This is a genomic window from Moorena sp. SIO3A2 (assembly GCF_010672265.1).
GTDB lineage: Bacteria > Cyanobacteriota > Cyanobacteriia > Cyanobacteriales > Coleofasciculaceae > Moorena > Moorena producens.
Genome location: NZ_JAAHHC010000002.1, coordinates 131367 through 156052 on the forward strand (window position 1 = coordinate 131367; position 24686 = coordinate 156052).

Genomic DNA, 24686 nt, shown 5'->3' on the forward strand with positions numbered 1-24686 from the left:
TCACGCTTTTACTTGCTACCAATACATCCTGATTAGGGAATGAGTAATGGATAATTTCTTTAACATTGCCCATTCGCTTCTTCCCAATTCCCATCTCATATGACTAGCGTTATCCTGGGTTAATTTATCAACCATTAGTTGCAATCCGTAGTTTTTAATGACTTTTTTGTTAAGCTCTAAAAACATTTTTCAGTATCTAATCGAAGAGGGTATTTGTGAGCAAAATCAGCAATCTCTGCTCCAGATTGAAGCAAAATCCGGCAAAAACTTTAATTTGCTCGTGAGTTTCACAGAGGATCGCTATTTTCTGATTAAGCAAGAGCGTCACGATCATGAAGGGAAAACTAATGGTGATTTTTGGTACGAATGGCTTTTTTATGAGTTTTTACAAGAGTTTCCAGATCTAAGCTCTATTCGCCCACTAATTTCCGAGGCGATTCATTTTGATTCAAATCGCTCAATTCTGGTTTTTAACTATCTTAATGACTATTGTGATTTAGCGTATTTTTATAGTAAAGAGCAGGTTTTTCCGACTGATATCGCTAGCAAAATCGGAGCTATTCTAGCGACAATCCATCGCACGACTCTAGATTGTCAGGCATATAAAGACTTCTTGAACTCTAATTCTAAACAGCTACCGATTGATGAAGAGGTTGACTTTCTTGAAAGGTTAGAACGAATTGAACCAGAAGTTTTTGGTATCTATTCTGAAGATTCTCTTGAATTTTTTAGACTTTATCAGCGCTACGACAGTTTAGGGCAAGCCCTCGCAGAACTTAACCAAGTTTGGGATCCTTGCTGTCTGATCCACAATGACCTAAAACTGAAAAACATATTACTGCACCTTGAGTGGGAGCAATGCCTCTCGACAAACAAGCTAGAAACGACAAGCATGGTTAGAGTAATTGATTGGGAGAAATTCACTTGGGGTGATCCAAGCTTAGATTTAGGCACCATTATCGCTAGCTATCTACAAATTTGGCTGAGTAGCTTGGTGATCAGTACAGCAATTGATGTTGAAACTGCTTTGCGTCTAGCCACAACTCCCCTTGAGGTAATTCAACCTAGCCTTGTTACTCTAACTCAAGCTTATTTGGCTCACTTTCCAGAAATTATTGAGCGACGTCAGAATTTTTTGAGACGAGCGATGCAATTTGCTGGGTTTGTCTTGATTCGCAAAATTCATTTAAAGATCAATCACCTCAAACCCTTTGACAACACAGGTATCTGTATGCTTCAGGTTGCTAAGACCTTGTTATGCCATCCAGAGCAATCAATCTCGATTGTTTTTGGCATCACAGAATCTGAACTCACTTTTCCTAGCCGTATTCCTGCCTAAGTCTATTGGTCTTGATTATGCAATTACTGGATACTCTACGAAATCAACGACTCGATTCTTCTATACCTGGACTGCTGGATGTTTTTTCTGACATTCTTAGCAATGTTCAGATTCAATCTAATTTCTATATTACTCATCCAGAGTACAAACCCCTGGAACTTCCTGATGAAGTGGTAGCTCGTTTTCAGCAACTACCTTTAAAGATCCAGAATACCTATCTAAGCCTGCAACTACGAACGTTTCTCTACCGTATCTACTACAACGGCTCTTATCAAACTACTCTTCCAGCGGATCACAATTCAAATGCTTGGGCGCTTGAGGAGGATTTGGAGAACAATACCGTAAGGGGGCTCAACCTAGAGTTTTGCCAGCGATTGTGCGAAAGTAATCGCTCTCAAGGCTACTTTGACCCAGGCTGGTTAGTGCTAGGACAGGAAAGTGATGGTAGTCTGACTGTGGAAAAGAAGGGTCTAATTCTGCACATTAGACGTGATTTCCACTTACAACCGATTGATAGGGCTGCTACTATAGGGAGCTTAGTGGCAATCCGGATGCCCCCTAATTTAGTGCAAAACGGATTCTATGTAGCGGTTGGGAATGCTGGTCGAGTTAATCCTTGCCATTCAGATGGTGAACACCAGACAGTAAATGTCTATTTTAATCTGAGTCCTGAAGGTGCAGTTGCTGTTATGAAAGCTATCACTGAGGGATTGAACCGAGTCAAAATTCCGTTCACGTTTAAGGTGCTATACAATCCTTCTGACTACGGGCGTTATGATTCAGGGGTTCTGTGCTTTGAAAAGGGCAATTATAAAACAGTTAAACCCATCCTTAAGACTGTTTATACTCAACACAAAGCCTATTTTATGGAAGGGGTGCCTCTGTTTACGAAGCAGCTGTTACCAGGACTGGCTCTATCAGAAGAACCTGATTATAAATTTACGCCTAAAGAAGATTTTGGGATGAATCGCTGCCAAATTGTTGCTAATGCGTTACTAGAAGCTTGGCTACAAGGTCACGACTCTGCAGAAGGTCGGATGAATTTTATCCTCCACAACTTTTCTTTGCTTGGAATTGATATCAAGCGTCCTTACTTGAATGCTAACTCTAAAGATATTTATTAGAAAACCATTTCACTTTTCTGATTTGCGCGTAGCGTTATATCATCTGCTCGATCAAACGAAAATCCTGTTCTATCTCAGCCGAGAGAGACTTATTGTAGGGGTCAGTCTTGAGGGCTTTTTTGAGATAATTTCTAGCTTTATCCAGCTTGTGCTGTTTAACCAAATGTCTTGCGCAACTTTGATAAGCGATCGCTTGCCACTGACGCACTTCTGGGTCTTGGGGCATTCTTTGAGCCAAGGCTTCGACTAATGCGATCGCTCTCATCAACCGTCGCTCCCGAAGCAATTGCTGGAGTTGATGATAGGAATCCCACTTCAGCTGTTGTTCAACTGCTGAGAGGGGTTGATTGGACTCAACGGATGGTGGCTGAGGCGTGACCCAAGTTGAGGTTGTCGGATGTGATTCCTCAGGCTGATTACTGTGATTACCAAAGCTAGTGGCGGAGGTTAAGACTGGTTCACGGTCAGACTCTTTGATAACACTGAGGAGAAGCTTATAAGCCTCCGTAAACCGAATAAACTTTTCTTGGGCAAGCTTGTCTCCAGGGTTAATATCAGGATGATACCGACGTGCCAGACGCCGATAAGACTCCTTTACTTCAACCTGTTTCGCTCCTGGATCCACACCCAGTAAGCGATAACAATCAGCCAGATTCATCAATGGGATAAGTAATCAATAAGGGTTTAGACAGACTTATCTGCTTTTTATATATAGAGTACCCTTCTGAATAATGTTACTACTTTTCCCTTTATACTACTTGATCAGGGGATCATCAAATAGCCATTACTAGAAATCCCAACACTGAAAGCCCCGCATCGCGATTATCGGGGATGAAAGTGACCAGCGAGTTTAGTAGCCGTAAAAAAAACTTCCATCAAGAAGTTATCGCTACATTAGCGCCACAGTATAATTGAAGTATAGGGTAGAGGCTGAAAAACCGCAGGCTGAGCCGGGAGAGAGACCCGTAACTTACCGACCTGAAAGTAGTAATGCCCGGAGGGCTTGAAGTTACCGTAAGTAGAGTGGAGCCTTTATAGTCGGCAGGTTATGCAGCATAGGGAAAAGGTTTTGTAGTAAGGCTCCACTCTACTAAGGTTTCGTCTCTGGGAAAATCCTCCTTAAAAACCCAACCATTGGCCTATGGCCACGCTACGCGAACGACTAACAATCGGTGTGTGAACCCAGCAAGACACAACTTGAGAAAACAACGGTACGGCGGGGCACGCCGAAACCAGGTGAAACAGGGAAGCAACGGACTTGATAAGGCACTTCTCAAAAAATAACCGAACGCTTAAGGAGACTAGCCCGCTGGGTCTTTCGTGAACTGAACTAAAATCTTAGTCTTGACGGGATTTCGGTTTAGATATTGCCATTTGGACACGGAGGTTTAAGGCCGGTCGTAGATCTAAGAATCCCCGTCTTTTTAAAGCGGGGAGTGTCAACCACCAAGACGGTTACAACCCAGTTTTTGCGGTGCGGCTCCGCGCTTTTTCAAAGCTAAGGGTGAAAGGGCACCAAGAGGATGATCAATCAAAGGCTGCAATTGGTGCCATTACGGTTAATAACCGGCTTGGCGGCGTAAGTCCTGATCAAATTTACCAGAGCAACAGTCTAGGGTGCTCTCTGGTCAATGACTTGGTCAATCAAGCCATACTCCTTGGCTTCATCCGCTGACATGAAAAAGTCCCGATCCATGTCTTTTTCGATTTTCTCTAGGGATTGACCGGTATTTTGGGCGTAGATTTCATTGAGTTGATGGCGGATCCGCAAAATTTCCCTAGCTTCAATCTCAATATCCGTAGCTTGTCCACGGGTTCCCCCAGAGGGTTGGTGAATCATAATCCTGGAGTGAGGCAAAGCTATTCGTTTTCCTTTTTTACCTGCAGCTAGCAGGAACGACCCCATAGAGGCAGCTAGACCAACACAAACGGTTACTACATCGGATTTGATATGCTGCATGGTATCGTATATTGCCATGCCTGCGGTGACTGAACCACCAGGAGAGTTTATGTAGAGGATAATATCTTTGCTATTATCTTCAGAGTCGAGATATAGCATTACCGCAATGATCTGGTTGGTGATTTCGTCATCCACCTCTTTGCCTAGAAAAATAATCCGTTCCCGGTAGAGACGGTTGTAGATGTCAATCCACTCAGTATACTGACTTCCTGGCATCTGGTAGGGAACTTTGGGCACACCAATTGGCATAATTTGCTCCGAGTTAGTACTAGATTGTGGAAAAGGGCATGTAAAGATTGATCAATTTATGTAAGCATTCAGCTATCAGCCGTGAGCCGTCAGCTATCATGCTAATCAACGGGAGGTAGTAAACAAGCATCGGGTGCACTTATACGGCTGGTTGAAAATCCCTGCTGGTTTTACTGATCCGAATAAGCTGATTGCTGATTGCTGATTGCTGATTGCTGATAGCTTACGACCTAAGTAATACCAGCAGGAATCGGAGTATCAAGCTCTTGAGGTTCTAGCACCCTGTCGATCAGACCATACTCTTGGGCTTGGTGAGGTGTCATGTAAAGGAAGCGATCCATATCTTTGGCAATTTTTTCTTGGTCTTGACCGCTATTGCGAGACAGGATATCGAGCATCGTCTTCTTATTGGTCAGAACTTCTTGAGCACGAATTTGGATATCCGTCGCTTGACCCTGGGCATAACTCCTGGGCTGATGTAGGACAATAGTGGCATTGGGTAAACTTGCCCGACAGCCTTTGGTTCCTGCGGAGAGGAGCATGGCTGCCATCCCGAGGGCTGAACCAATACAAATAGTGTGGATAGGGGGCTTGATGTAATTTATGGTGTCACAGATGGCAAAAGCTTCGGTTTCAAAACCCACAGGTTGGCCATCGTAACGGGATGTGCCGGTGGAATTGATGTAAATTTTAATTGGCTTGTCTGGGTCGTCGTACTGTAAATACAACAGTTCGGCAATAATTAATTCTGTTACCGCACTCACCAAGGGCATACCCAAATATACAATCCGCTCACTTAACAACAGCGAGGGTAAGTCTGGTGGCGGTGTGCGGTAGGCAGGTCTACCATAATAGGTAGATTGAACAGCCTGGATGGGTCGTTTCATGATATTTGGGGCTGCAATAATGGCACTATCTTTAACCAGTGTAGCTTGCCATACTTTCTTCGTGATTTTATTCGTGCCGGTTAGCCCCCGAAAGGTAAAAACTGTAACATGGGGGAAAACTGCCTTATATGGGGTTATTGTAAGCAGCTCAATGGCTCGACCCATGTTGGCTGATGCCCCTACACCCATTATCAATTACCCTTGCTGCCTGAGGAGCTATCTAAAATGAAAGTTGGTTTGCACCCAGCCCTTAACGATACTAATATTGATGCTAATCAACCGAGTAGTCAGCGTCAGTTATCCATGGCGATTTCTGCGATCGCTGCTTCCTCCAGTCGAAATGTACCGTTGAATTTGTGTCTGGTACTCGACCACAGTGGCTCCATGCATGGACAGCCTCTGGAAACTGTCAAGCAAGCAGCAGTAGGGTTAATTGAGCGCCTGCAACCGGATGACCGCCTCTCGATTGTGGCCTTTGACCACAGAGCGAAAGTGCTGGTTCGCAATCAACCGATGGGCAACCTAGACCAAATCAAACGAAAGATTAACCGACTTGGGGCTGATGGGGGTACTGCCATTGATGAAGGTCTAAAGCTAGGGGTTAAAGAATTAATTAAAGCTAAACAAGACACGGTATCTCAGGTGTTTCTCCTCACTGATGGGGAAAACGAACATGGAAACAATGAAAGCTGCATAAAATTAGCTGAACTGGCTGCTGAAAATAACTTGACTATCAACAGTCTGGGATTCGGTGCCAACTGGAACCAAGATATTTTGGAAAAAATTGCGGATATTGCTACTGGTAGCTTGTCTTACATTGAAGAACCAGAGCAAGCCCTGAGTGAGTTTGCACGTTTGTTCAACCGCATGCAGTCTGTTGGCTTAACTAATGCTTATCTGTTGTTGGATTTAATGCCAAAAGTGCGGTTAGCAGAACTCAAACCCATCGCCCAAGTAGAACCAGATGCGATTGAACTCCCAGCACAATCAGAAGGCGATCGCTTTATGGTACGTTTGGGAGATTTGATGACTGATTCACAACGGGTGATTCTCGCTAACTTGTATGTTGGGAAAATGCCAGAGGGTCGTCAAACCATTGCCCATGTACAAGTCAAATATGATGATCCATCCAGTGGTGCCCAAGAGTTACTCTCGGAAATCGTGCCAGTCCAGGCAAATTTCCAGGAGGCTTATCAACCAGTTCCCAATCCTGAGGTACAGAAGCATATTCTAGCTTTAGCTAAATATCGTCAGACTCAAATTGCGGAAACGAAATTACAGCAGGGCGATCGCGTCGGGGCTGCCACCATGTTACAAACTGCGGCAAAAACTGCTATCCAGATGGGGGATAAAGGAGCCGCAACGGTACTGCAAACTAATGCTACGATTTTGCAAACTGGGGAAGACCTCTCAGAAGCTGATCGTAAGAAAACCAGAATTGTGTCTAAGACTCTGTTACAGGAGTGATCAATTGTAGGAGTAATCAAAAGGGTAGGCATGATCCTTGCCACCCTTTGCTGCTGTCCAATCATGGGCTCTTGAAATGCGATCGCATATAGCAGTTCTCAATTGGATGAGGTACTTACGCCCTTGGGGTTAATGGGAGCTAAGGCCGTGGGCCACGCTTACTGGCAGAGCCAGACGCTGCTTGAGGTGCGAACGGAGCTGGGAGCAGGGAAGTCAGAAGTGGGAAAAAACCCTGTTTACCTCATAGGTATAAGAAACGCTATATCTGAAGTTACTTTTTTGCCAAAACATTTGCTTCTATCAACAGGACTTACCCAGTCAGTCCTGTCCAAACATCTTGCTACACATCTGATCAGTCTATTAACTCCTCATCATCGAAAGGCTGAGTAGAGTCGGGCTGGGGGGATCTCATCTATGCCCAAAGATATATGCCTAAAGTAATAACTTAAACACTTAGACTGAAACACTTAGACTGAAACACTTAGATTTAAATAGTTATAAATAAGGATTAGCAGCCATTATTTGGTGTTATAGGCGTAATTAATGCTAATTGCGCCTATTTACTCTTGTTTAATATTCTAAATTTAGGCTTTTTACCTTTTTGTAGGGTTTTTACACCTATCACCTATACGGCTAACCCTACCGCCAGTCCCTGTCAAGCTATTGCAACAAAAATTTACATAGTGTTATATTTATTTACAGAAAGACGAAAGGAGAAAAAAAGCAAATGACTTTCAGCACTGACACCATGACCAAGTCCACTATGTACACCACCGTTGATGAAACCGGAGTCCTCAACAACTACGCCCCTGAAACCGAGATTTACTACGCAGAGTTCCCAACACTTGAACAGCAGCGTAATTATATTTCCCAAGGTGCTATAGCTAGCTTGTTAGTTTGCTTGTTAATTTTGACCGCCTTCGGTATCAGCTAAACCATTCGTTACTTGTTTGACCACTAGCTTGTAAAACACAAAGGAGAAAATGATGACTATTGTAATTGCACTGTTAATTGTTGGTTGGACTGCTGCGGCGGTAATTGGTACTCAAGCTTACTTCCGTGGTGAGCAAACCAAGCCCATCCATGAGCGCAACTGGCGTAGTGATTCTTTCAACAAACTGGCCAAATCCGTCACTGGTCAAGACACTGACTATAGCGTACGCACTCCGGCCTATGCCATGGATGCTTTTGCTAGCAACTCTCTGCCCAATTCCTAATCTTGAAGCATTTGACACTTTAATCAAGCAATGCTTTAAGGGTTTGACCCAAAGCTTGTAAAACACAGACGAAAGGAGAAAAAACCAAATGACTTTCAGCACTGACACCATGACCAAGTCCACTATGTACACCACGGTTGATGAAACCGGAGTCCTCAACAACTACGCTCCTGAAACCGAGATTTACTACGCAGACTTCCCTTCAGTAGAACAGCAGCGTAATTATATTTCCCAAGGTGCTATAGCTAGCTTGTTAGTCAGCTTGTTAATTTTGACCGCCTTCGGTATCAGCTAAGACCATTCATTACTTGTTAAACCCAAAGCTTGTAAAAAACACAAAGGAGAAAATGATGACTATTGTAATTGCACTGTTAATTGTTGGTTGGACTGCTGCTGCGCTAATTGGTACTCAAGCTTACTTCCGTGGTGAGCAAACCAAGCCCATCCATGAGCGCAACTGGCGTAGTAACTCTTTCAACAAACTGGCCAAATCCGTGACTGGTCAAGACACTGACTATAGCGTACGCACTCCGGCCTATGCCATGGATGCTTTTGCTAGCAACTCTCTGCCCAATTCCTAATCTTGAAGCATTTGACACTGTGATTTTGACACTGTGATCAAGCAATGCTTTAACGGTTTGACCCATTTATTTACATAAAGACCAAAGGAGAAAAAAAGCAAATGACTTTCAGCACTAACACTATTACCAAGTCCACTATGTACACCACCGTTGATGAAACCGGAGTCCTCAATAACTACGCTCCTGAAACCGAGATTTACTACGCAGACTTCCCTTCAGTAGAACAGCAACGTAATTATATTACCCAAGGTGCTATTGCTAGCTTTTTAGTCAGCTTGTTAATTTTGACTGCCTTCGGTATCAGCTAAACCATTCGTTACTTGTTTGACCACTAGCTTATAAAACACAAAGGAGAAAATCATGACTATTGTAATTGCACTGTTAATTGTTGGTTGGACTGCTGCTGCGCTAATTGGTACTCAAGCTTACTTCCGTGGTGAGCAAACCAAGCCCATCCATGAGCGCAACTGGCGTAGTGACTCTTTCAACAAACTGGCTAAATCTGTGACTGGTCAAGACACTGACTATAGCGTACGCACTCCGGCCTATGCCATGGATGCTTTTGCTAGCAACTCTCTGCCCAATTCCTAAACCAGAGGTCGATGCAGTCTTCAGTGCTAACTAGATTGATTCGCTGGTTACAGGAAGAGTTAGAGATTCCTGGGGCTTCCATTGCCCTGGCCCTACGCCAGGGCGAACCAAGCCCAAACTTTTTACCCATGATTCTGTGGCAATACGGACTAATTTCATTAGATCAATTAGATCAAATCTTTGATTGGTTGGAAGCCGTCTAAATCTATCTCTCGATATATAGCATTTATAGTTGAGTTGTGAACAGAATCCCTTAGGTCAAGGCAAGAGGCAATAGGCATGTTAGCAAGAGTTAATCAAAGATATAGGGATTGTTGGTAGCGATGCAGCGCCGACCTGCGGGGGTTTCCCTCATGAGCGACCGCATAAAGACAAGGTCAAAAACGGTAATCGTTTTTTCCAATTCCTACACGAAATGCTATATATAATAAACCAATCTAAATTCTAGAAGCCTTACTGACCAAAGATTTCACAATTAATAAGCAAAAATACTTATCTAGCCCATCTAAATACTAAAAGCCTTACTGACCAAAGATTTCACAATTAATAAGCAAAAATACTTATCGTAGGCATTTCAAAATAAGATGGGTTTACCCTGATCAAGTAAGTCTGGAATTTTAGAGTTAATACCAATTCTTAGGGCTGACACCGCTACACGTTAATTTGATCTCCCCATCTCCCCATCTCCTCATCTGCATCTGTAGTCCTACTTTGAACAATCGGTATAACTTTTAACCATACCCTGGTAGGCTAAGAATGAGGGCTTTCACCCTCTATAACAAAAGCATTTTAAACAAAGACTAGTTTGCATTTAACTACTTTGCATCTATGAGTATTCAAGACAAACCTCAACCCCCTCGATCTCGCCTAATTGGCAATATTCTATTATTTTTAGGCGGTTTATTTCTTGTAGCTAACCTATTCTTGCCTGGGTTCTTCGGACAGAAAATCTCTCGGGTACCCTACAGCTTGTTTATTGACCAAGTCCAAGATGGACAGGTAGCGCGGGTTTATGTTGGGCAAGACCAAATCCAGTATCAGCTCAAAGCTGATACTGAACAGCCAGGACAAATTCTGATTACCACCCCAATCTATGATCTAGAGTTACCCCAACGGCTAGAAGATAAAGGAGTAGAATTTGCTGCTGCTCCTCCCCCTAAACGAAGCTGGTTTGCCATCGTGCTCAGCTGGGTGATACCTCCACTGATTTTTGTTGGCATTTTGCAGTTTTTTGCAGGACGTTTTGGTGGTGGCGGACCCCAAGGTGCTCTGTCTATTAGCAAGAGTAAAGCTAAGGTTTATGTGCAAGATGATGCCACGAAAGTTACCTTTAATGATGTGGCAGGGGTAGAAGAAGCAAAGACTGAATTACAGGAAATTGTGGATTTTCTCAAAACGCCCCAACGGTTTACTAACATAGGAGCGCGAATTCCAAAAGGAGTGCTATTAGTTGGACCTCCTGGAACGGGTAAAACCCTAATGGCTAAAGCAGTAGCTGGTGAAGCTGGTGTCCCATTCTTTAGTATTTCTGGATCGGAGTTTGTAGAACTGTTTGTGGGTGCTGGTGCGGCCAGAGTCCGGGATTTATTTGAACAGGCCAAAAAGAAAGCTCCCTGTATTATTTTCATTGATGAGTTGGATGCTATTGGTAAGTCCCGTGCTAGTGGTTCTGGTTTTGTTGGTGGTAACGATGAGCGGGAACAAACCCTCAACCAGTTACTAACAGAAATGGATGGATTTGCTGCTGGTGATGCCACGGTAATTGTCTTAGCAGCGACTAACCGCCCTGAAACCCTAGACCCAGCTCTGTTACGTCCAGGACGATTCGATCGGCAAGTGTTAGTAGACCGTCCAGACTTATCCGGTCGCTTGAAAATTCTGGAAATCTATGCTAAGAAAGTGAAGCTTGGGGAAGATGTGGATCTAAAAGCGATCGCAACTCGTACTCCTGGTTTTGCTGGTGCTGACCTCGCTAATCTCGTCAATGAAGCAGCGCTGTTAGCTGCCCGCAACCGTAAGGAAAAAGTAACCCAGGCCGACTTTGCCGAAGCCATTGAGCGAGTAGTGGCTGGTCTAGAGAAGAAAAGCCGGGTACTCAATGACAAAGAGAAAACTATCGTTGCTTACCATGAAGTCGGTCATGCTCTAGTTGGTGCCTTGATGCCTGGTGGTAGTAAAGTCGCTAAAATCTCGATTGTGCCACGGGGGATGGCAGCCCTAGGCTACACCCTGCAAATGCCTACAGAAGACCGCTTCTTAATGGATGAAAAAGAACTCCAGGGTCAGATTGCTACCTTGCTTGGTGGACGGGCAGCGGAAGAGATTGTGTTTAATAGCATTACCACCGGGGCTTCCAATGACCTCCAACGAGCTACGGATTTAGCGGAGCAAATGGTAACCACCTATGGCATGAGTAAAGTGCTCGGACCCTTAGCTTACCAGAAAGGTCAGCAGTCAAACTTTCTCGGAGATGGGATGATGAATCCCCGCCGCAATGTCAGTGATGAAACTGCTAAAGCAATTGATGATGAAGTCAAAGAGATTGTAGAAACAGGTCATCAACAAGCATTAGCGATTCTGAACGAGAATCGGGAGTTGCTCGAAACCATTGCTCAACAAATATTAGACACAGAAGTAATTGAGGGTGACAAATTGCAAGAGCTTTTGAGTAAAGTTAAGTCTGCCGAGAAGGAGGCTGCTGTAGTTTAACACCCAATTAGTTCATCCTGTTTAACTAAAAATTAACCACTGTATAGCCATTAAAATGGGGGTGATTAGCACCCCCATTTTAATGAAATAGTTTTAGACTAAAAATCCTCACGGAGTGACAACCCCGTGAGGCTACGGAATTACTCGCTGGTCAAAAAAAAGTAGAAACTTGGCACCAGGCATCAGCAGTTTCAGGACCTGCACATAGCCCTTGGCATCAGCAGGGTTCTCGAACCGAGCGAAAACGACTGGTGGCATCGGTCGTAACAACCTAACCACCACCCATGTCTTGATGCAGTCGCTCATGGGGGAAACCCCCAAGACCGCGCTGCATCGCTGGGTATAGGTGTTGACTATCGGACATAATAAGTTATCTCCTGTAAAGGGGACCCAGAGCCAGCCTATGGCCTTGGAAAACTCTAAGGCTGGCTCTTCCCGTGGATTTTATTTTCCACAATTTCAGTTTAGCACAAAAAGTTTAATATTATAGCATATTTTTTGAAATTTTGTAAATTTTTTTTTTTTAGGGAGCAGGGAGCAGGGAGTGTGGGAAGTATGGGAAGTGTGGGAAGTGTGGTAAATATGGTGAGTGTCCCCCTGATATCGAAGTTTATTGTGGACGAATTAACATCCTTATAACTTAAATAGGTGAATAGTAGTGTTGTTATAAATGGATTATTTGATATTCTAGAAAAAATCGAAAAATGTCCTGGTATGTATATTGATCGTTCTTCGGTAACCGATTTATTTATGTTTTTAGTTGGTTATGAATATGCTCGCAGTGAGATGGATATTGATTTGACTGAAGCAGAAGCAAAATTTTATGATGAGTTTCAACCTTGGCTACAGGAAAAACTGGGGGTTAATTCGGTTACGTCATGGGCTAAGTTAATTATGCTTTCTTGTCATGATGAAAAAGTAGGTTTTGAATCTTTTTTTCGGTTGTTGGCTGAATTTAAACAAAACCATGGCTTGTTAGCTACAGAATCTAGTCATGGTTTAGTTCGTCAATAATAATTATTATTGCTTAAGTTAAAAGATGAATGCTTAGTTTAATAATTATATTTCGATGGTGATAAATAATTAATGAAAAACTATTAAGGATGATTATGGGAAAGTTTAGAGCCCTTGAAGCAGAAATAAATTCTGACTTGGACGAACTAGAGAAGATTTTGGGGTAGGAAATGGGCAAATATGAAAAACTGCTGCAAAAGATTCTTACGGGTACATCCGACAACAACATCAAGTTTTCCGAACTGTGTCAGCTACTCAAAAAATTGGGCTTTGACGAACGAATCAGAGGCGACCACTACATTTTTACCAAGGATAATGTAGAGGAAATCATTAATATTCAGCCTAAAGGTACCAAAGCCAAAGCTTATCAAGTCAGGCAAGTTAGAAATCTAATTGTGAAATACGGTTTAGGAGATAGCGATGTCAATTAAGTATGAATTAATTATCTATTGGAGTGAATCAGACCAAGCTTTTATTGTAGAAGTACCAGAATTACCTGGTTGTATGGCAGATGGTCAAACTTATGTCGAAGCAGTGACTAATGCAGAGGTGGTAATTCAAGAATGGATCGAAACGGCTCAGGAGTTGGGGCGTTATATTCCTACTCCCAAAGGACGGTTAATTTATGCTTAATAGATCCTTCTTAGATCAGATTAGAGCCCATTTTCTTCAGCTGGAGGGGATGCTATCTGAAAGTCTCCCCAGGGTAAACCCATCTAAATTCTCGAAACCTTAATCAGAAATAATAAGCAAAAATACTTATCTAATGACTCTCATATCCAGTAGGTATTTGTAACTAACATGTGTTTACCCTGAACAAAATTTGGAAAGCCTGAACCACCCCAGCCCCTGTTACCACAGTAAATACAGCTTTAAAAGGCAATAAGTTGACGATTTGTGGAGATAATAGGATATAGAGGTAGCTAAATTGCTCAATAAAACTAAATTTGATTAAAAATAAGCGAAAAAGCACCTTTGACACCAGACTAATTAGTCTGCTTTAATCTACTGGCGTGGGTAAAGAAATGTTAACTAACAGAAATTAGTGTTGATTAAATTTGACGGAAACCCCGACTATGACTATTTCTTGATGCACTTGCTCATCAAGAAAACCCGTAAGACGAAGCTGCATCGCTTGTCAAACATTATCCCCATCTGACCACCCGACCATCTCCCTACCTATTTTTTCCAAGGTTGAAACGGCCCTACTAGCACAACAGGTGTACCGGTCGCAATCGGGAATTGAGGAGGGTGATGATTACGGGTATCACTGGTGTGAGTGGGGTTAGCCCGAGCAGGAGGTTAGTAGTAACAAATACCTATTTTAATAGGATGGCTGCCTAATGTCAACCACGAGGAATGATGTCCTTCACCGTAGCAGAGGCTCGTCGTCATGCCTGTATTGCCTCCAGTGGCAGTGCAATCCTCCGCTTTTGGTAAACCTTTAGGACCGATTGAGTCTGTTGTTAACAATACAGTTCTCTAAAAAAATTTGTTGCTACCCCTAGGAAAATTTGTAAATTTTTGTTACATTAATTAAGTAGCAACGCTCAGGTTAGATTATTCACTCCTGACAAAGCAAATCTAAAGAAAATATAAATTCGTCGTTGCTCAAGCGATGCAGCGTCGCGAAAAAGGGTTTCCCCCACTCGCGCTTTGCATCAAGACATTGAAAAATCAATTTAGATCGTCTGGTTTTGGTAAATCCCCCGTTGCTTCCCCAACTTTGGCCGGAGTTGATGCTTTTGTTATCCCCCGGTGCGCTTACAGTCGTCGAATTTAATTCGCTGAAGGTGCACACCGCCAAATTGGAAGGCTAGGGGAATGGAATTATACCGAGCATCAGCAATGCCATGTAAATTTTTCCATACCATTCGGAACACCCAAACAAGTAATATCGCAGCAGCAGAAGTATGGTTCAAGCTAAACCTAATCCAACATCACCAAAGCTCTTTCCTTCAGAGTCAGAGCAAATTATTCAATTCCACCATCCAGAGAAGTACCGCACCTCAGAGTGGTACACCGGTCATGGAGAAATCGCTGCTAGTGGAGACGGTCGCTCTTTTGAAATCTCTGCTACCTATGCGCTAAAGGCAACAGTTAAGTTAGTGGACGGGGTTTTCAACCCTGCCAATCCCACCTTGGCGGAAGTTTACAGTCGTCGCGGTCGTTGTGTGGCAATTGTGGATCAGACCGTAGATGAGCTTTACGGAGCCTCAATTCGCCGCTACTTCGAGGAGTATGAAATTCCTCTAAAGTTGCAGGCTTGCCGTGCTTGGGAATCTGACAAAACTCCGGAAACTGTCCACCGCTTGCTGAAATTTTTAGGTAAAGATGGCTGCGACGTGTCCCGGAACGAACCCGTACTAGTGGTAGGCGGCGGTGTTCTCAGTGACGTAGCCGGACTTGCCTGCGCCCTACAGCACCGACGCACTCCTTATATTATGGTCGGAACCACGGTTGTGGCTGCTATCGATGCTGGTCCGTCGCCCCGCACTTGCACCAACGGTGCCCAATTCAAGAACAGCATTGGATCCTATCATCCTCCGGTAGTGACTTTAGTAGACCGGAGTTTCTTCCGTACTTTGGCGACAGGTCATGTCCGCAACGGTATGGCAGAAATTATTAAAATGGCAGTCACCGATGATCTGGTTCTGTTTGAGTTAATGGAACAATACGGTCCTCGCTTAGTAGAGACTCACTTTGCGACCATAGATGGCGATGAGAAACTGGCAGCGATCGCTGATACAGTAATCTATCGGGCATTGTTCTCCTACATGAAGCATGAAGGAACAAATATGTTCGAGACTTACCAAGACCGTCCCCACGCTTATGGTCACACCTGGAGTCCTCGCTTTGAACCTGCTGCTAAATTAATGCACGGTCATTCTGTCACCATTGGCATGGCGTTCGGCGCGACTTTAGCTGCAGAGATGGGCTGGCTCAAACCAGAAGAACGCGATCGCATTATTGCATTGTGTCGCTCTCTCGGTCTGTCTGTTTACCACCCCATCCTAGAAGATATTGACCTGATGCTTGAAGGTCAGAAAAATATGCGGCGCAAGCGAGGAGAAGGGGGTTTGTGGGCTCCACTGCCGACAGGGATTGGTTCTTGTGATTACGCTCAAGAGGTATCGTCAGGATTGCTAGAAGCAGCCATTGACAAGCATAAGCAATTATGTTCTTCTTTTCCTGATGCTGGAAAAGGCACAGAAATGTACCTCAGTGACCTCGGCCTTGAATAAAAGGAGTAAAAATGACTAACCTACTACAAAGTCCCCCAACTCCAAGGCCCGTAACTCCCTTAGGGATTTTAGTCCAACAGCTGGAAGGGATTGTCGAGATGGCCGAACAGGAGAAAGTGCCCGCTGCTCTGATGGCGTCTCTCCAACAAGCACTAGCCCTAGCCGCTGGAATCGACCCTTACCTTGAAGAATGTGCAACTCCAGAGTCTCCTGCCCTAGCGGCCTTAGCCCAGAAAACGGCAACAGAAGATTGGAGCAAGCTTTTCTCAGATGAAGAAACCGTGCGCCAGTTGGAGCAGGAAATGCTCTCTGGGCATATTGAAGGACAAACCCTCAAGTTGTTTGTCTACATGACTAAGGCCAAGCGCATCCTAGAAGTCGGAATGTTCACTGGATATTCAGCTTTAGCCATGGCAGAAGCTTTGCCTGAAGATGGGCACTTGGTTGCCTGTGAAGTCGATCAATATGTGGCAGACTTTGCCCGTGCTTGCTTTGAAGCGTCCCCCCACAACAGCAAAATTAAGGTGGAAGTGGCTCCAGCTTTGGAAACCCTAGAAAAGTTGGCAGATGCCCAGGAATCCTTTGATTTGGTGTTTATTGATGCCGATAAGAAGGAATATGTAGATTATTTCAAGGTATTGCTAGACAGGGAATTATTGACTCCTGGTGGCTTTATCTGTGTGGATAATACCCTCCTTCAAGGACAACCTTATTTACCCCCAGAGCAGCAGACTCCCAATGGAAGTGCGATCGCTAAATTTAACCAGTTTGTAGCGGATGACCCCCGAGTGGAACAAGTGTTACTACCCTTGCGAGATGGTCTAACTATCATCCGACGCACCTAGATAAATTACGATCAGACAATAAACAAAAGGCAATGGAGCTGTTCATTGCCTTGTTCTTCCCCTAGTAAATAATGATTGCTTTACTAAAAAATATCGGCACCTTAACGTTACTGTTAATTGCCTTACCTCTGAATGCCACTCTTGTCTTTATTTCCCTGGTAATCAATTGGATAACTTCCCCATTTCCCAGACAAATAGCTGTTGAAGGTGCCAAAAACATCTTGATTACCGGGGGCAAAATGACCAAAGCCCTACAACTGGCTCGCTCTTTTCATAAGTCTGGGCACAATGTCTTTTTAGTTGAAACTCATAAATATTGGCTATCTGGTCACCGATTTTCTAATGCGGTTAAAGGGTTTTATACCGTACCAGCACCAGAAAAATATCCCAATGGTTATTCCCAAGCCTTACTAAAAATTGTTCAAAAAGAAAACATTGATGCCTTCATTCCCGTATCTAGTCCAGTAGCGAGCTATTATGATTCCGTAGCTGGAACGTTACTCTCCCCCTACTGCGAAGTCATCCACTTTTCTCCTGACATCACCCAGATGTTAGACGACAAATTTACATTGTGCGAGCAAGCCCGTTGTTTGGGATTATCAGCACCAAAATCCTTCCTAATTACCGATCCACAACAAATTCTAGATTTTGACTTCAAATCAGATGGGAGTCGGTATATTATCAAAAGCATTCGCTATGATTCAGTCTCTCGCTTGGACATGACCAAGTTTCCCTTTGAAGGAATGGAAGATTATGTCAAAAATCTTCCTATTACAAAGGAAAACCCTTGGACAATGCAAGAGTTTATTACTGGTCAGGAATATTGTACCCACAGTACAGTCCGCAAGGGAAAAATTAGACTTCACTGCTGTTCCCCATCGTCTCCTTTCCAAGTCAATTATCAGCATCTTGATAAGCCTGAGATATACTCATGGGTGGATAAATTTGTCAAGGAATTAAATTTGACAGGACAAATTTCCTTTGACTTCATTCAAACCGAAGACGGCACCGTCTATCCCATTGAATGTAATCCTCGCACCCATTCTGCTATCACCATGTTTTACAATCATCCAGGATTAGCAGATGCTTATCTTAAAGATAGTGAGGATGAAAATGAACTACCGATTGTGCCCCGCCCTGACAGTAAGCCAACTTACTGGCTCTATCATGAAATTTGGCGGCTGACTGAGATCAGGTCATGGTCAGATTTACAAGCTTGGATTCAAAAAATTGTCAAGGGTACAGATGCCATTTTTCAAGTCAACGATCCCTTACCATTTTTAACCGTACCCCATTGGCAAATTACCTTACTATTATTAGAGAATTTACGGAAACTAAAAGGCTGGGTAAGGATTGATTTTAATATTGGTAAATTGGTAGAATTGGGTGGGGATTAAATAGCGATAGGCTTAAGATTCGCCCTATCAAAAAAGTTAAGCAATATATGTTACCAAGTAACAGCACTTCGGAAAGGGAATCTACCCTCAATCATCCCACCATCGGTATCATCGGTTGCGGCAATATTGGAGGGCGACAAGCTGCTAATTTTATAGCCCATAGCTACTCGGTCTATGTCTAGGACATCAATCCAGATGCCATGGCTCAGTTGCAGCCTTTAGGTGCCTGTATTGTCGAGAGTTGTGCCGAACTTGCCACTTATGCGGAAATAATCTTTACCGCCCTACCAACTCCAGCGGATGTGATCACAGCTGTGCTAGAGGGTCCGAAGAACCTTTCTCAAGGATTGCGCTCCGGCAGTGTTTACATAGACCTTACCACCAACTCTCCCGAAACCATACTCAGACTTCATGAAGCCATGGAGCAACTGGGGGTTGAAATGTTAGATGCCCCCTTTAATGATTGCCCTGTAGGTGCCCAAAGCAAAGGCGGTATGGGTTTAGCAATTATGGCCAGTGGCTCAAAAGTAACATTCCAGCGAGTGCAGCCTATCCTGGAACTCATGGCTGATCGAGTTCTCTACTGTGGAGAGATTACCACGGGGACTAAATGCAAACTGATCCACAACGCAGTGAATGCTGTTGCAGTCCAAGCCGTGAGTGAAGGAATTACTTTAGGTTTAGCCCAAGGCATACCCCTAGAAATTATTTGGGATACCCTGCGGTTTGGATCCTTTGGTCAGAGTGCTGGCGACATTCATGGTTTACCCCACTATTGGTTTTCCCGGCGCTGTGATGACATCTCTAAGCACCCAGCCTTTACGGTTAAACTACTGCATAAAGATTTGCGGATTGCTCTAGGGATGGCTAATCAGAGTAATATCTGTGTTAACCACTTAAGCTTGACAGTCAAAGACTATGAAGAAGCAGAGCGACGGGGTTGGTCTAACTACGCTACCACCAAAGTCCGCTGCCTGCAAGAGGAGCGAGCTGGAGTCATTGCTAAAGCCGCTCTACCTGTAATCTCCAGTGACACCCAACCGCAACCCCAGTCTACCCCCACGGGGACAGAGAATTCTGCGATCATCAAAAAAGGGATATTCTCTGTGTTGGCTGTGTTAGTACTAGTGATAGGAAGCAACCTTTTTAAATTAGGATTACATTGGCTATTGGAGATCCTAAATTAAAAATAATAATCTAAATTAAAATTATAATTTTCCTCCGCTGGCAAGGTTTAAAATAATCTGTAAATGCTAGGCATTTTACATATAAAAAATTATATGACAGCTACTTTTGCATTTATACTGTTTTTATAACCCTAGTCATATAGTCTATAAACTCGAAACAAAATACAACTAATGATTACTTGGGAAATAGCATAAAAATTAATAAATAAATGAAAGCAATATCAGTAAATTATACATTTTTTTAGGTTAGATTATTTTTAATATATAAAAACTATGAATATCCAAGCAAAAAATTTGCGTATACAATACCTATATTCAGTTCCAATAGATTCTTTGGCTGCATTAATAGGTAGCATAATGTGTCTATCTTTATCACCAATTTTTATACGTTTGAGTGAACTAGAAATGGGACCAAATGCCACAGCATTTAATCGTTTCTGGATTGCAGCTGTTGCCTTTGGACTACTGAGTAACTTGTTAAATGTGCCTCACCAAAATAAGGACACTGAACCTAAACTACAGAAAAATCATCTGGGAGCAGAAAAAAGGCTACTGATTGCAGATGGTTTGCTTTTAGCGATGGCTTTGATAGCTTGGACTTGGTCTTTAACTCAGACGAGTGTTGCCAACTCTAGTATCATGCATAATATGGCTCCCATATTTACTATCTTAGGAGGCTGGCTAGCTTTTGGTCAGCTCTTTGACCGTCGATTTATCTTGGGTATGTTTGTTGCGATCGCAGGAGTAATGTTACTAGAAATAAATGACCTGTTTTCATTTAGAATAGGCCCACAACTACTAGGAGATTTTGGAGCTTTACTCTCAGCAATATTTTTTGGTTTACACCCATTGATTGCAGAGCAACTTCGCACTAAGTTTAACTCTGTGACAATTATGACTTGGTCTTCTACAACCAGTTTTCTGTTGCTATTTCCTGTTGCTGCAATCACCGAAGAGCAACTTTTTCCGAGTTCCGTAACTGGGTGGTTTTCAGTAATTGCCCTAGCCTTCGTTGGTCAAATGTTGGGTATAGGACTTTGGACTTATTGCCTCAAAAAGATATCTTCAGGGTTTGCTAGCCTAGTTGGTTTGATTGTTCCTGTTCTCAGTTCCCTCGAAGGTTGGGCAATTTTCTCAGAACCTCTTAGTTTTTTTAATTTAGTCAGCTTTGTTGTCATTTTAGTGGGAATGTATTTAGCGATTTCTAGCAGGTCTGCTATTAAATCTCCCATTGAATCGGCTAATAGTTAAGTTTAACGACTGAATCTATCAAAATTTGATCTTATCAACATCGCAGGTCAGCTATCAGTTATCAGCTATCAGTTATCAGCTATCAGTTATCAGCTATCAGCTATCAGCTATCAGCTATCAGCTATCAGCTTATGCGCTACGCGCACGCTTCGCCTTTGGCCACGCTACGGGAACAGTTTTTGAAGAAAATAAGCACCTCAAGCAGCGTGAGCTTTAGGCTCACGGCTGACCACTGAAAGCTGACCGCTGTTCGCGTAGCGTGCGCGTAGCGCATATGCTTACCATCGAAGTATTAACATTAAACATTTGTGGTGCCATATAATCAAATGAAGATTTAGTTAATAAGATTAACCATTCCTAGCAATGGTTAATTAACCCCTAAACAAACCTAATGGCTAAACAAGTTGGGATTGCACTGACGTTTATCATCTTCCTGTTGTTATTTACAGCAGTGGGTATTTACTCGGCAACCCGCAAACAAAATACTACCACCGATTATTTACTGGCTAGTCGCAATGTCAACCCTTGGCTGACAGCACTTTCGGCAATGGCAACTGGTCAAAGTGGTTTATTATTCATCGGTCAAGTGGGTTTTGCCTACAAAATAGGCATTTCCTCCCTCTGGCTGACCATTGGTTGGGCAATTGGGGACTATCTTGCTTGGTATTTTATTTTCAAACGGTTGAGACAGCTCTCTGAGGAAACTGCTTCAGATACTGTCTCCTCTTTTCTCAGTCAAAATATGAAAGGCTCCCGTTTGATTGCGATTATCTCTGCTATAATTACTATTGTATTTCTAGGTTCCTACGCCGCAGCCCAACTGGTAGCAGGAAGCAAAGCACTCAATGCTGTGTTCGGATGGAACTATAATTTAGGCATCATTATAGGAGCAGTAATTGTCGTGATCTACTGCTTTTCTGGGGGAATTCGCGCCTCAATTTGGACCGATGCCCTACAAGCAACAATCATGATCGGTTCCTTGTTAGTGTTGTTAGTAGTGGCGGTTGCGAGTTGTGGTGGAACCGGGCAAATGTGGCAATCTTTGGCAGCCATTGATCCAGCTTTAATCAACTGGAATTATTCTCAGCAACCGTGGGGATTTGCGCCTTTCTTTATTGGTTGGATAGTAGCTGGTTTTGGTGTGGTGGGACAACCCCACATTATGGTGCGCGCTATGGCAATTGACTCAGCCGACAACATTGCTTTTGCCAGAAATCTCAAAGCTGCTTTGGGTTTATTAACCTCGATATCGGCTATGGGGATCGGCTTAGCAGGGCGAGTGTTGATACCAGATTTGTTGGCTTCAGGGGATCCTGAATTGGCACTTCCTTACCTATCGTTGAAATTGTTACCAGTAGTTTTAGTGGGATTGATGCTTGCTGGGCTGTTTTCTGCCACTATGTCCACAGCAGATTCTCAAATACTCTCTTGTTCAGCTGCCCTAACCCAAGATATTTTTCCGGCTGCAGCTCAATCTTACAAATTCGCAAAGGTAGGAACCCTAACTGTAACAGCAGTAGTTTTGGCGATCGCCCTACTTGGCAATAACAATGTCTTTGCTTTAGTGACTTTTTCTTGGTCGGCTCTGGCTTCAGGTTTGGGTCCTTTATTAATCTTGAGAGTTTGGCAGCGACCAGTGAATTTCATCACAGCGATCGCAATGATGGGAATTGGGATTGCTACAGCTTTGATTTGGAATTTAGGACTTGATTTGTCTAGTGCGATTTATGAAGTGCTTCCAGGTATGGCTGCAGGAATGGCAGTCTATGGAATTGCTCAGTTTTTAAAACATCCTAAATGATTCCGTTTTTAGTTGTTTAGTTTAGTTCTTTATAAAAGGAGATTATTTATGTCAGTACTTCGCATTCTTCATTTAGTTGGGTCTGCAGACAATGACTTTTACTGTGATTTGTCACGCCTTTACGCCCAAGACTGTATTACTGCAACGGCGAATCCTTCTCTCTACGAATTTCATATTGCCTACATCACCCCCGATCGTCAGTGGCGGTTTCCCCAATCCCTCAGTAGCGAAGACATCGCCGCAGCCAAACCCATGTCCCTCTCTGAGGCTGTAAAATTCATAACAGCACAAACTATTGACCTAGTGCTGCCACAAATGTTTTGCATTCCTGGCATGACTGAATACCGCGCCCTATTCGATCTGCTTAATATTCCCTATGTGGGCAATACCCCAGATTTGATGGCACTAACTGCCCATAAAGCCAGAGCTAAGGCGATTGTGGCAGCGGCAGGAGTTAAAGTACCTTTTGGAGAACTACTTCGCCAGGGAGACATTCCCACCATTAAGCCGCCAGTAGTGATCAAACCTGCTAGTTCTGACAATTCTTGTGGGGTGACTTTAGTCAAAAATGTCGCTGACTATGACGCTGCCCTGAAAACAGCGTTTGAACATTCAGATGAGGTCTTAGTCGAAGAGTACATCGAACTGGGTCGGGAAGTTAGATGTGGAATCCTTGTCAAGGACGGCGAGTTAGTGGGTTTACCCCTGGAAGAGTATCTGGTGAATCCCCATGACCACCCGATTCGCGACTATGAGGATAAACTAAAACGAACAGAAGATGGCGACTTGAGTTTGACTGCTAAGGATGGTGTTAAGGCTTGGATGCTAGACCCTAGGGACCCTGTAACCAAGCCAGTTCAGGAAGTAGCCAAGAGGTGTCATCAGGCGTTGGGCTGTCGCCACTACAGTCTTTTTGACTTCCGTATCGACCCACAGGGGCAACCTTGGTTTCTAGAAGCAGGGTTGTATTGTTCTTTTTCGCCTAAAAGTGTGATTGCTTCTATGGCGAAAGCATCGGGGATATCTGTAAATGAGTTGTTGATGATAGCGATTGATGAAACGTTAATTAATAAGGCTGCGTGTAGGGAATAGGGAACTTTGGATCAGGAAATAGTCTGAGGCGGGGGCGCGGCAGGTGTGGGGAAATGGGGATAATATGGGAAGTGTGGGAGGTGTGGGAGGTGTGGGAGGTGTGGGAGGTGTGGGGAGATGGGGAGTCAGATTAGCAACTAGCTCCCCAAGACAGTGCTGCCTAGGTATTCCCTAGTCCCTATTCCCTATTCCCTATTCCCTATTCCCATTAACCCAGGACGAGGTACCTCAGCCAATTGAGAACTGCTATTATGAGTAAGTAAGGTTTAACTTTTCCGCAAGAAGAGTGCCACTCCCGAGTTAGCGATCGCATGTAGTCTTGGTGATGAAATCATACCACCATCAGCGTTATCTAAATCTAAATTGTTATCTAAATTGCTCTCAATGGCCTTAACCGATTCCTGATCAGGGTGTTCATTGGTGACACGATGATTTGGGTATTAGTGATTTTACCCTACAAGTGACCGATCGGAGGGATTAGACTTCCCACTAGTAGCTACCTAAAAAAGCTAGCTGAAGCTGGCTTTTTGGCTAATTAGAGCAATTTAATCCCGATATTTGGCTAAAAACGGTTGTTTTATTCTGATTGCCTCCATTTTTGCGCTAAAATAGCCTATATAAGCTAACTTTTATAAAGAGTTCACAGAAAATTTACAATCTGCTGGGACTATTCACAAGTAATTTACGGAAAATGGCTGATAGACATGGTTAACTTTAGAAGAAGCAAAAA

Annotated in this window: 26 protein-coding genes; 22 read left to right on the forward strand and 4 right to left on the reverse strand. The window is 43.4% G+C overall.

Translation table 11 applies throughout. The features are described 5' to 3' along the window. The first annotated feature begins 157 nt into the window (after positions 1-157). Both F6K64_RS03715 and F6K64_RS03720 read left to right on the forward strand, forming a co-directional pair. Positions 158-1339 carry a phosphotransferase family protein gene (locus F6K64_RS03715; protein WP_287264864.1) on the forward strand — a complete coding sequence of 394 codons (1182 nt, stop codon included), beginning with the start codon at positions 158-160 and terminating at the stop codon, positions 1337-1339. Between the two features lie 17 nt (positions 1340-1356). Then, entirely contained in the window at positions 1357-2463 is a 1107-nt protein-coding gene (locus F6K64_RS03720) for a T3SS effector HopA1 family protein (RefSeq protein WP_287264866.1), read from the forward strand. A 34-nt stretch (positions 2464-2497) separates the two neighbouring features. Here F6K64_RS03720 and F6K64_RS03725 read toward each other — a convergent pair whose 3' ends face one another. The 3 genes from F6K64_RS03725 to F6K64_RS03735 form a co-directional block, all read right to left on the reverse strand. Beyond that, positions 2498-3121, reverse strand: a complete 624-nt coding sequence (locus F6K64_RS03725; protein ID WP_287264868.1) for a J domain-containing protein — start codon at positions 3119-3121, stop codon at positions 2498-2500. A gap of 954 nt (positions 3122-4075) precedes the next feature. Next, positions 4076-4672 (reverse strand): ATP-dependent Clp protease proteolytic subunit, encoded by a 597-nt coding sequence (locus tag F6K64_RS03730; RefSeq protein ID WP_008180354.1) that lies wholly within the window; start codon positions 4670-4672, stop codon positions 4076-4078. Between the two features lie 230 nt (positions 4673-4902). After that, the gene (locus tag F6K64_RS03735; RefSeq protein WP_044492366.1) at positions 4903-5559 is read right to left on the reverse strand and encodes an ATP-dependent Clp protease proteolytic subunit; all 657 of its coding nucleotides are present in this window, start codon (positions 5557-5559) and stop codon (positions 4903-4905) included. A 225-nt stretch (positions 5560-5784) separates the two neighbouring features. Here F6K64_RS03735 and F6K64_RS03740 point away from each other — a divergent pair, with 225 nt between their 5' ends. The 9 genes from F6K64_RS03740 (at position 5785) to ftsH4 (ending at position 12124) form a co-directional block, all read left to right on the forward strand. Then, positions 5785-7026, forward strand: a complete 1242-nt coding sequence (locus F6K64_RS03740) for a vWA domain-containing protein (protein ID WP_008180349.1) — start codon at positions 5785-5787, stop codon at positions 7024-7026. Positions 7027-7789: 763 nt separating this feature from the next. Next, positions 7790-7960 (forward strand): photosystem II assembly protein Psb34, encoded by a 171-nt coding sequence (psb34, locus tag F6K64_RS03745; protein ID WP_287264917.1) that lies wholly within the window; start codon positions 7790-7792, stop codon positions 7958-7960. Positions 7961-8012: 52 nt separating this feature from the next. Beyond that, entirely contained in the window at positions 8013-8243 is a 231-nt protein-coding gene (locus F6K64_RS03750) for a photosystem II protein, Psb35-related (protein ID WP_044492705.1), read from the forward strand. 124 nt (positions 8244-8367) lie between these two features. Continuing rightward, on the forward strand, positions 8368-8538 hold the full coding sequence (psb34, locus tag F6K64_RS03755; protein WP_149031424.1) for a photosystem II assembly protein Psb34: 171 nt from the start codon (positions 8368-8370) through the stop codon (positions 8536-8538). A 55-nt stretch (positions 8539-8593) separates the two neighbouring features. Next, on the forward strand, positions 8594-8824 hold the full coding sequence (locus F6K64_RS03760) for a photosystem II protein, Psb35-related (protein ID WP_287253274.1): 231 nt from the start codon (positions 8594-8596) through the stop codon (positions 8822-8824). 137 nt (positions 8825-8961) lie between these two features. Continuing rightward, positions 8962-9132 carry a photosystem II assembly protein Psb34 gene (psb34, locus tag F6K64_RS03765; protein WP_287264918.1) on the forward strand — a complete coding sequence of 57 codons (171 nt, stop codon included), beginning with the start codon at positions 8962-8964 and terminating at the stop codon, positions 9130-9132. A 52-nt stretch (positions 9133-9184) separates the two neighbouring features. Next, entirely contained in the window at positions 9185-9415 is a 231-nt protein-coding gene (locus F6K64_RS03770) for a photosystem II protein, Psb35-related (RefSeq protein WP_271970252.1), read from the forward strand. Positions 9416-9426: 11 nt separating this feature from the next. Then, positions 9427-9618 (forward strand): DUF2949 domain-containing protein, encoded by a 192-nt coding sequence (locus F6K64_RS03775; protein ID WP_287264871.1) that lies wholly within the window; start codon positions 9427-9429, stop codon positions 9616-9618. Between the two features lie 625 nt (positions 9619-10243). Beyond that, on the forward strand, positions 10244-12124 hold the full coding sequence (ftsH4, locus tag F6K64_RS03780) for an ATP-dependent zinc metalloprotease FtsH4 (RefSeq protein ID WP_287264872.1): 1881 nt from the start codon (positions 10244-10246) through the stop codon (positions 12122-12124). A 132-nt stretch (positions 12125-12256) separates the two neighbouring features. Here the strand turns inward: ftsH4 and F6K64_RS03785 are convergent, their stop codons facing one another. Then, positions 12257-12382, reverse strand: coding sequence for a hypothetical protein (locus F6K64_RS03785; protein WP_287264874.1), 126 nt, complete (start codon positions 12380-12382; stop codon positions 12257-12259). Between the two features lie 390 nt (positions 12383-12772). Here F6K64_RS03785 and F6K64_RS03790 point away from each other — a divergent pair, with 390 nt between their 5' ends. From F6K64_RS03790 to F6K64_RS03840, 11 genes are all read left to right on the forward strand, one after another. Further along, positions 12773-13138: a hypothetical protein gene (locus F6K64_RS03790; RefSeq protein WP_229419995.1), complete on the forward strand. Its 366-nt coding sequence runs from the start codon at positions 12773-12775 to the stop codon at positions 13136-13138. Positions 13139-13308: 170 nt separating this feature from the next. Next, complete coding sequence (locus tag F6K64_RS03795) at positions 13309-13569, forward strand: type II toxin-antitoxin system HicA family toxin (protein WP_071104744.1); 261 nt, start codon at positions 13309-13311, stop codon at positions 13567-13569. Further along, entirely contained in the window at positions 13559-13771 is a 213-nt protein-coding gene (locus F6K64_RS03800; RefSeq protein ID WP_071104743.1) for a type II toxin-antitoxin system HicB family antitoxin, read from the forward strand. Before F6K64_RS03795 ends, F6K64_RS03800 begins: the two co-directional genes overlap by 11 nt. A gap of 1280 nt (positions 13772-15051) precedes the next feature. Continuing rightward, positions 15052-16383: a sedoheptulose 7-phosphate cyclase gene (locus F6K64_RS03805; RefSeq protein WP_071104742.1), complete on the forward strand. Its 1332-nt coding sequence runs from the start codon at positions 15052-15054 to the stop codon at positions 16381-16383. An 11-nt stretch (positions 16384-16394) separates the two neighbouring features. Next, positions 16395-17228 carry an O-methyltransferase gene (locus F6K64_RS03810; RefSeq protein WP_071104741.1) on the forward strand — a complete coding sequence of 278 codons (834 nt, stop codon included), beginning with the start codon at positions 16395-16397 and terminating at the stop codon, positions 17226-17228. Positions 17229-17299: 71 nt separating this feature from the next. Then, positions 17300-18625: an ATP-grasp domain-containing protein gene (locus tag F6K64_RS03815; protein WP_071104740.1), complete on the forward strand. Its 1326-nt coding sequence runs from the start codon at positions 17300-17302 to the stop codon at positions 18623-18625. A gap of 185 nt (positions 18626-18810) precedes the next feature. Next, on the forward strand, positions 18811-19812 hold the full coding sequence (locus F6K64_RS03820; RefSeq protein WP_287264919.1) for an NAD(P)-dependent oxidoreductase: 1002 nt from the start codon (positions 18811-18813) through the stop codon (positions 19810-19812). Positions 19813-20085: 273 nt separating this feature from the next. Beyond that, positions 20086-21063: a DMT family transporter gene (locus F6K64_RS03825; protein WP_071104739.1), complete on the forward strand. Its 978-nt coding sequence runs from the start codon at positions 20086-20088 to the stop codon at positions 21061-21063. 25 nt (positions 21064-21088) lie between these two features. Beyond that, on the forward strand, positions 21089-21280 hold the full coding sequence (locus F6K64_RS03830) for a hypothetical protein (protein ID WP_137985527.1): 192 nt from the start codon (positions 21089-21091) through the stop codon (positions 21278-21280). 174 nt (positions 21281-21454) lie between these two features. Beyond that, entirely contained in the window at positions 21455-22864 is a 1410-nt protein-coding gene (locus tag F6K64_RS03835) for a sodium/proline symporter (protein ID WP_071104738.1), read from the forward strand. Between the two features lie 48 nt (positions 22865-22912). Further along, positions 22913-23956, forward strand: coding sequence for a D-alanine--D-alanine ligase family protein (locus F6K64_RS03840; RefSeq protein ID WP_287264880.1), 1044 nt, complete (start codon positions 22913-22915; stop codon positions 23954-23956). Positions 23957-24686: the final 730 nt, after the last annotated feature.